General features: G+C 73.1%; 5 protein-coding genes and 1 riboswitch. Of the genes, 3 read left to right on the forward strand and 2 right to left on the reverse strand.

Annotated elements, in window-relative coordinates; genetic code table 11:
* Positions 1 to 15: 15 nt before the first annotated feature.
* Positions 16 to 1,635 (reverse strand): glycosyltransferase family 2 protein, encoded by a 1,620-nt coding sequence (locus Air01nite_RS40100; protein WP_203708671.1) that lies wholly within the window; start codon positions 1,633 to 1,635, stop codon positions 16 to 18.
* Positions 1,636 to 1,689: 54 nt separating this feature from the next.
* Here Air01nite_RS40100 and Air01nite_RS40105 point away from each other — a divergent pair, with 54 nt between their 5' ends.
* Positions 1,690 to 3,582: a glycosyltransferase family 2 protein gene (locus Air01nite_RS40105; RefSeq protein ID WP_203708672.1), complete on the forward strand. Its 1,893-nt coding sequence runs from the start codon at positions 1,690 to 1,692 to the stop codon at positions 3,580 to 3,582.
* Between the two features lie 10 nt (positions 3,583 to 3,592).
* Positions 3,593 to 4,492 (forward strand): diacylglycerol/lipid kinase family protein, encoded by a 900-nt coding sequence (locus tag Air01nite_RS40110; protein WP_203708673.1) that lies wholly within the window; start codon positions 3,593 to 3,595, stop codon positions 4,490 to 4,492.
* Here Air01nite_RS40110 and Air01nite_RS40115 read toward each other — a convergent pair.
* Positions 4,484 to 5,725, reverse strand: a complete 1,242-nt coding sequence (locus tag Air01nite_RS40115; RefSeq protein WP_203708674.1) for a glutamate-cysteine ligase family protein — start codon at positions 5,723 to 5,725, stop codon at positions 4,484 to 4,486. The two genes, Air01nite_RS40110 and Air01nite_RS40115, sit on opposite strands and share 9 nt — an antisense overlap.
* Before the next feature lie 375 nt (positions 5,726 to 6,100).
* A riboswitch (cyclic di-AMP (ydaO/yuaA leader) is annotated at positions 6,101 to 6,231 on the forward strand.
* 3 nt (positions 6,232 to 6,234) lie between these two features.
* Here Air01nite_RS40115 and Air01nite_RS40120 point away from each other — a divergent pair.
* A complete protein-coding gene (locus Air01nite_RS40120; protein ID WP_203708676.1) occupies positions 6,235 to 7,287 on the forward strand; it encodes a coiled-coil domain-containing protein in 1,053 nt (350 codons plus the stop codon).
* Positions 7,288 to 7,372 lie beyond the last annotated feature (85 nt).

A 7,372-nucleotide genomic window follows, 5' to 3' on the forward strand; every position in this document is an offset into this window, starting at 1 on the left:
TCGGCAGGACACGCCCTAGTCGAGCCGCCGGGTGCGCAGCTTGCGACCGAGCGCGGTGAGGGCGCGGCGGGCCACGAACCGGGTCGCGAACGCCAGCGACCGGGCGCCGCCGACCGGGACCGAGTCGACGCCGACGAGGCTCGCCTTGTTGCCCAGGGTCGGCCGGCCCACCAGCCGCGGCTTCGGCGAGACGAGATCCTCGGCCGGCCACTCCGCGAGGTTGACGACGGCGAAGTCGCGGGCGCTGACCCAGCGCTCTCCCGCCACCGACTGCACGGCCTTCGCCCAGGACTCGTCGGGATGCTTCACCCGGGCGGCCCGGCGCAGCGCCGAGGTGCGCCACAGAGCGAGGACGTCGCCGGTCGCGCCGGTCTTGGGTGACAGGACCCGGACCAGGCCGACCTGCCACCGGTTGGCCACGTTGACCAGCCGCCGCACGGTGTTGGCGTCGACCCCGGCCGTGACCGGCACGCGCACCAGGTACGGAGACGGGTAGGCGTCGTCGGGCGCCGTGGCGACGAGCGCGACCCGGGGCTCGTGCCGGTAGGTCGCCTCGACCAACCGCAGGTCCAGATCCGGGTCGTGAAGTGCCGAGCGCCGGCCGTCGGACAGCGTGCTCCAGTCGGCGACCAGCACCACGCGCAGGTCGGTCAGGTCGCTCATCAGCAGCAGGTCGACACAGGTCTTGACCAGCTCGAAGCTGCCTTCCGCACGGACCACCGCGGTGACCAGCGGCACCTTCCAGCCGCGGTTGCCGACCGAGCGGAGCCAGCGTGGCTCCGGCATCAGGTCGGCCAGGAACGGCCAGTTGTAGCGGCGCAGCTCCTCGCCGCGGCGCATCATGTTGGACGGGCCCATGTGCCAGCTGCCGGCCCTGCGCTCGGGCACGAAGGCCGCGCCGGCCTGGGTCAGCCGGTAGCCGAACTCGGTGTCCTCGCCGAGCCGCAGGTCGGTGTCGAGCCCGCCCGTCTCCTCGTACATCCGGCGGGTCAGCGCCGCGGTCGCCCCGACGTGGGCGCGGAAGTTGAGGTGGTCGCCCGCCCGCAGCTGGTCGGTGTCGTCGATGATCTTCTCGACGTAGTCGTGCGGCTCGGTGTCCGGCAGCGCGAACAGCGTGTCGATGGTGCCGGCGGCGCAGCGCTCGGCGACCTCCTCGGGCGTGGCCCAGCCGGTCACGAACCGTTTGTAGCCGAGCGTGACCACCTCGTCGGAGACGTGGTGCCAGCGGGCCTGTGCCTCGACGTGCTCCGGGAAGACGACCATGTCGGCGTCGAGCCAGTGGATGATCTCGCCGGTGCTGTTCGTGGCGCCGACGTGCAGCGCGTTGGCCCGACCCCAACCGGCGGAGTGGTCGCCGACCCGGACGATGCGGCAGTTCTCGGGGCGGATCTTCGGCAGCTCGATCGGCGGCTCGCTGGAGTCGTCGGCGATCACCACTTCGAGCAGATCGGCCGGGTACGTCTGCCGGGCCAGCGAGGCCAGCGTCAGGTTGAGCGACTCCTGGCAGTTGTAGGCCGGGATGACCACGGAGACCGTGCGCGTCGGCGTCCAGTCGCCGATCTCCGGTGGCCGCAGCACACTCCAGTCGTTCCGGAAAATCCGGACCGGCTCGGGTGCGGCGTGTGGAGTCGGCACGGTGGTGAGTGTAACCAGCAGAAATCGCCACGCACTGGACGTACGTTAAGTTGCGTGGCTGCCGCGCGGATACACCGTTGGCGGATCTTCGCTGGTCCGCGCGCCGAGCGCGTCCGGCGCTGGCCGACCCGGATGATCGGCACGCGGTGCAGCGTCATCGAGTCGCCTGCCAGCCCGGCCCGGCCGCTCGGCGCCGGCACCCTGGTCACCTCGATGTGTGTGGGCGCCGCGACGCTGGCCGACCTGCGCGGCCTGCTCGACCACCCGGCCGGCGCCACGATGGTGCGGAAGCTGACGGTCTTCGTCGACCGCTGGGACAACCCGCGGCGCACCTGGTCGGGCCGACTGGGCCCGATCCCGCACCTGCTCTCGCACCGCATCGACCTGCCCGCGGCCGACCACGGCCGGGCCACGGTCGCGTTGGAGCTGCGCCGGCCCGCGCCGCTGCGCAAGCTGATCATGGCGGTGCTCCCGGTGTTCAGCTCGGTCCGCCCGTTGCCCCGGGCGGTCAGCGCCGACATCACCGCCCAGGAGGTCGCGCCGCCGTGGGTCGGTGCGACCGCGAACGTCGCGGTGGTCAGCGGCGAGCTGCCGACCGACGCCGACATCCGCCCGCACGACCTGGTGCTGAGCGCGGACGGCGCCGCCCTGCCGCCGGCGGGCGACGACGATCCGCCGCCCGAGCGGCTCTACGGCGGCGTGCTGCGGGCCGGCGCGGCCGGTGCCGGCGGCGCGGTGCTGGTCGACGTCGAACACTCGGCCTGCATCGGCCGGTACGGACCGTTCGGACGGCGGGTGGCCCGCGCCGAGCTGGTCTTCGGCGAAGACACGTGGCGGATCGACGGGCCCGGCGGCGCGCTGGTGGCCGGCCGGTTGGCGGACCACCGGCTGCCCGAGTCCGACGTGGCCGCGTTGGCCGAGACCGGCCTGGTGCACTGCGCGCGGGTGCCGTGCGGCTATCCGGCGCGCGAGGCGGCGGTGCTGGTCCGGCTGGCCGCGGCGGGCGTGCTCGTGCACGCGCCCGACCTGCGCCCGCCCGTCGCCTCGCTGCTCGCCGACGAGTTGCGCGCGCTCGTGGTCGGCGACCTGCCGCCACCGGCCGCGGACGAGCTGGAGTGGGAGGTCCGGGCGGTGCGCCAGCGCCGGTCGGCGCTGCGCCGCCACGCCACCGCGTTCGCGTTGCCCCGGCTCGCCGGCGAGGCCTTCCCGGCGCTGGCGGCCCCGCCTCCGGTCAGCGTCCTGCTGGTCACCCGCCGGCCTGACCACGTGGCCACGACGATCGAGTCGATCGAGCGGCAGACGTACCCCGATCTGGAGATCGTGCTGTGCCTGCACGGCGCGCACCCGTCGGCCGAGCTGCTCGGCCGGCTGGCCCGCTGCTCCCGGCCGATCGAGCTGGTCACCATCGGTCCCGAGGAGCGGCTCGGGTTCGGCGAGGCGGTCGGCCGCGCCACCACGCGGGCCCGGGGCAGCCTGATCACCAAGTTCGACGACGACGACAGCTACGGCCCGGAGCACGTGTGGGACCTGGTGCTGGCCCGGCTGGTCTCCGGCGCGACGCTGGTGGGCAAGGCGGCCGAGTTCGTGCACCTGCACGCGCTGGACACCACGGTGCGGCGGGAGAGCGGGCCGCACGAGAGCTACGCACCGGTCGTGGCCGGCGGCACGATGCTGATCAGCCGCGGCGACCTGGAGGAGATCGGCGGGTGGCGGCCGGTGCCGAGGTCGATCGACCGCGGGCTGATCGAGCGGGTCAGCCGGTCCGGCGGGCTGATCTACCGCACCCACCCGCTCGGCTACCTCTACCACCGCCGCGCGGGCGGGCACACCTGGGACACCGGGATCGAGTACTTCCTGCGCAACAACGGCCCACAGTGGCCGGGCGTCCTGCGCCACGCCGAGTTCGGCACGTTGCCCGCGGGCGTAGCGGCGCCGCCGCCGGGGTAAACCGGTCGCCATGGGTGACAAGGTCGCGGTGATCGCACATCGAAGGAAGAGCCTCGGCGGCGGCTTGCCGGAGCTGCGGCGGCTGCTCGCGGACGCGGGCATCATCGAGCCCATCTGGTACGAGGTGCCCAAGAGCCGCAAGGCGCCCAAGCGGGTGCGCAAGGCGCTGGACGCCGGCGCCGAGCTGATCTTCGTCTGGGGCGGCGACGGGATGGTGCAGCGCACCGTGGACGCGATGGCCCGGGCCGGCGCCGCTGACGTGCCGCTGGCCATCCTGCCGGCCGGCACCGCCAACCTGCTGGCCGCCAACCTGGAGATCCCCGAGGACCTGGCGACCGCGGTCGAGATCGGCCTGCACGGCCGGCGCCGGTCGGTGGACCTCGGCCGGGTCAACGGCGAGCACTTCGCGGTGATGGCCGGCGCCGGGTTCGACGGCGAGCTGATCCGCGACGCCGACGGTGGGCTCAAGGACCGGCTCGGCCGGGTGGCGTACGCCTGGACCGGCGTCCGGCACGTCCGCGACGGCGCCGTGCCGATGCGGGTGACCGTCGACGGCGAGGAGTGGTACACGGGCGCGGCGAGCTGCGTGCTGCTCGGCAACGTCGGCACCATCACCGGCGGCATCCGCGCGTTCGACGACGCGGACCCGCACGACGGCCGGATCGAGGTCGGCGTGGCCACGGCCGAAGGCGCGCTGCAATGGGCGCGCACACTGGGCCGCATGGCCACCGGGCGGTCCGCCGGCTCGCCGTTCGTCAACATCACGACCGGCCGGAAGATCCGGGTCAAGCTGGCCGAGCCGCTCACCTACGAGCTCGACGGCGGCGCCCGGGGCACCGCCGTCAAACTCAAGGCCCGCGCCGTCCAAGGCGCGATCACCCTCTGCCTGCCGGCGGACGGGTCAGCCTAGGGCGGGCTCCGTGAAGGTGGCCGGTGGCACCGGGTCGTCGGCCGGGCAGGCGCCGCGGGCCACGTAGCGCTCGATGAACGCGGCCACCGCCTGCTGGACCCGCTGGCCGGCGCCGCGCCGGGCGAGCGCGTCCGCGGCGACGGTGAAGCACGCGAGCGCGGCCGTGGCGAGCTGCGGGTCGCCGAGCCCGGTGCGGGCCGCCGCCAGCCAGTCCCGGTGGCGGCGCAGCGGCGAGCGCAGGTGCTCGGTGGCCGCCGCCGCGGCGTCGGCCGCGATCGGGTCGTCGAGCAGGGCGGTGACGACCGCGAGCGGCACCACCCAGCCGTCGCCGGGCTGCTGGTCGATCATCCGGAACTCGAGGTAGCCGCGCGGCCGGACCGGCGGCACCAGGGTGCCGAGGTGCCGTTCCAGGTCGTCGAGGGTGACCGGGCGCGGCCCGTGGCCGCGCAGCCAGGACCGCATGGTCAGCCCGGTGGGCACCTGCCAGGCCGCCGGCTCGGGCTCCGCGATCATCGCGACGTTGGCGCGCAGGGCGTAGTGCGCCCAGTCCGCACGCGGCTCCGCGCCCCGCCTCGGCGCGCGGGTCCGCGTGGCGTCGGTGCCGAACCGCAGCGCCTGCCGGTAGGAAACCCAGCGGGTGCCCCGGACGGTCCGCGGCGAGTTGGCGAACGCCGCCAGCAGCACCGGGCCGATCGCGTCGGCCAGCCACCAGCGCATCCGGTAGCCGGCCCAGCCGTCGGACTCGTCGCCCGCGTCCAGGCAGACCTGCACCGAGGCGGAGTTGCACATGACCGCGAGCCCTTTGCCGCCCGACCGCCCGTGATAGTCCGCCAGCGCCACGTAGCGCGGGTGGGCGGTGATCAGCTCGGGCCGGCGGTGGGCGTCCAGGCCGGTGCCGTCGAGGTGCAGCCCCTCCATGGCGAGCGCCGACCGCACCAGCGCCAGGTCCGCCCGGGTCGCCTCGACGCAGTCCATGAGCGAGGCGCCGACCGCGGAGGAGATCTCCAACTGGCCACCGGGCTCGATGGTGATCTGCCCGCCACCGGGCAGCGGGCCGAGGCCCGCGGTGACCGCGGCCAGCCGGTCTATCGACGGCCGGGCCAGCGGTGCGCGCGGATCTCGCACGGGGTACTCGACCTCGACGCCGACCCGTCCGATCGGGCCGACCCGAAATCCCGCGGCCGCGACGTAGGTCTCTGCCGCGCGCTCCGTGAGGACGGCGATGTCGTCCACGGCGCCTCCGATGAGTGCGGTTGTCCGCCGCCGTCGGCGGGCAGGTGCCGGCGGCGTCGTTGCGATGAGGGTGGTGCCGCCGGGGAGCCCGGTCGGGGTGACTCCATTAGCGGTCCCCCGAGCCGCCTTGTCCAGCGGAACGGGCCAACTCGAAATGAACACCCGATTGACCACACGTTCGGCTGACGGATGTGGTTGCATGCCGCTTCTTTCACGTTTATCCGTGCGCTTTCTTAAGCACGGCTTACGTCACCGAAAGTTGTTGCCACGTAACGCATTCCGGGGCAAGGAAGGCCCTTCCGATCCTTGCGAAGAATAGGTCAGGATCGGTTAAGCTGGCTTCGGCTTCCGCCGGATCATCCCCCGGTGACACCGGCGCCGCCGCTGCCTAATCGCCGAGAGGCGAGCCGGGGACCCGAGTTCCTGGGGTGAGTCCGCGAATGCGGTAGGGGTTGTTCCGTCCCGAACCCGTCAGCTAACCCGGTAGGCGGCCTACCGAAGGAACGTGAATGACGCGCAAAGGACGTCCGCGCGCTCGTGCCCGGCGCGCCGCCCTCGTCGGGGCCGTCACGCTGCTGGTGAGCCTTGCTCTCGCCCCAGCCGCGGTCGCCGCACCCAACCCCAGCCCACCGGCCGCGCCGCCCAAGGAAGGCGGCAAGAACGAGCTCCTCGACGACGCGATCGAGCGGACCAGTCGAGCCTTCGTCGAGGCGAAGAACGCGGTGGCCGACTCGCGCAAGAAGCAGACCGCGCTCAACAAGCAGCTCACCCTGCTCGAGGTGCGCCGGGCGGCATTGGAGCCGCAGGCCGCCCAGATCGCCCGGCACAGCTACATCAACGGCCGCATCGGCCCCGCGCTGATGCTGCTCAACAGCGCGAACAAGGACGCGTTCCTGGACCGCGCCGAGACGCTGGACATGCTCTCCGCCTACGACAACGAGCGGCTGGCCGAGCTGGCCGCCAACCGCAAGCAGGCGGAGGCCGCCAAGAGCCAGCTCGATCTCGAGGTCAAGCGCGAGTCGGCGCAGCTGTCCGTGATGACCAAGCAGAAGGCCGATGTGGAGTCCGCGTTCAAGTTGGCCGGCGGCAAGACGGTCAACGGCAACGTGTACGCCAACCAGCCCGTCGCCCGGCAGTCGCCGCGGGCCTCGGACGGCTCGTTCCCGGCCCAGTCGTGCAGTGTGGACGATCCGACCACCGACGGGTGCATCACGCCGCGCATGCTCTTCGCCCTCAAGGAGACGCAGCGGCTCGGGTTCAAGCGGTTCGTCTCGTGCCACCGCAACGGCGGCCCCTTCGAGCATCCGAAGGGGCGCGCCTGCGACTTCTCCGTGTTCAAGACGAACGACTTCGGCAGCGGTGACGCACAGGGCGACGCCCGGTTCTACGGCAACAACCTGGCGTCGTTCCTGGTGAAGAACGCCGACAAGCTCGGCATCCTGTACGTGATCTGGTACCGCCAGGTGTGGCTACCGAGCACCGGAAGCTGGAAATCCTATTCCGGTGCGTTCGGCGACCCGTCCAGCGACCACACCAACCACGTACACCTGTCGATCCTGTAGGTCCTAGCGCCGTCTGGTGTCGGGTGCCGGCCGTCGTGCCGGTGCCCGACCCGCCGGCTGGCGCGGCTGCCGCCGGTGTGGCTCG

The organism is Asanoa iriomotensis, assembly GCF_016862515.1.
GTDB classification, from domain to species: Bacteria; Actinomycetota; Actinomycetes; order Mycobacteriales; family Micromonosporaceae; genus Asanoa; species Asanoa iriomotensis.

What these genes read in the sequence shown, in the direction of transcription:
- Air01nite_RS40110 (WP_203708673.1), top strand. Translation starts at nt 3,593, where the DNA reads ATGGGTGACAAGGTCGCGGTGATCGCACATCGAAGGAAGAGCCTCGGC.
- Air01nite_RS40120 (WP_203708676.1), top strand. Translation starts at nt 6,235, where the DNA reads ATGACGCGCAAAGGACGTCCGCGCGCTCGTGCCCGGCGCGCCGCCCTC.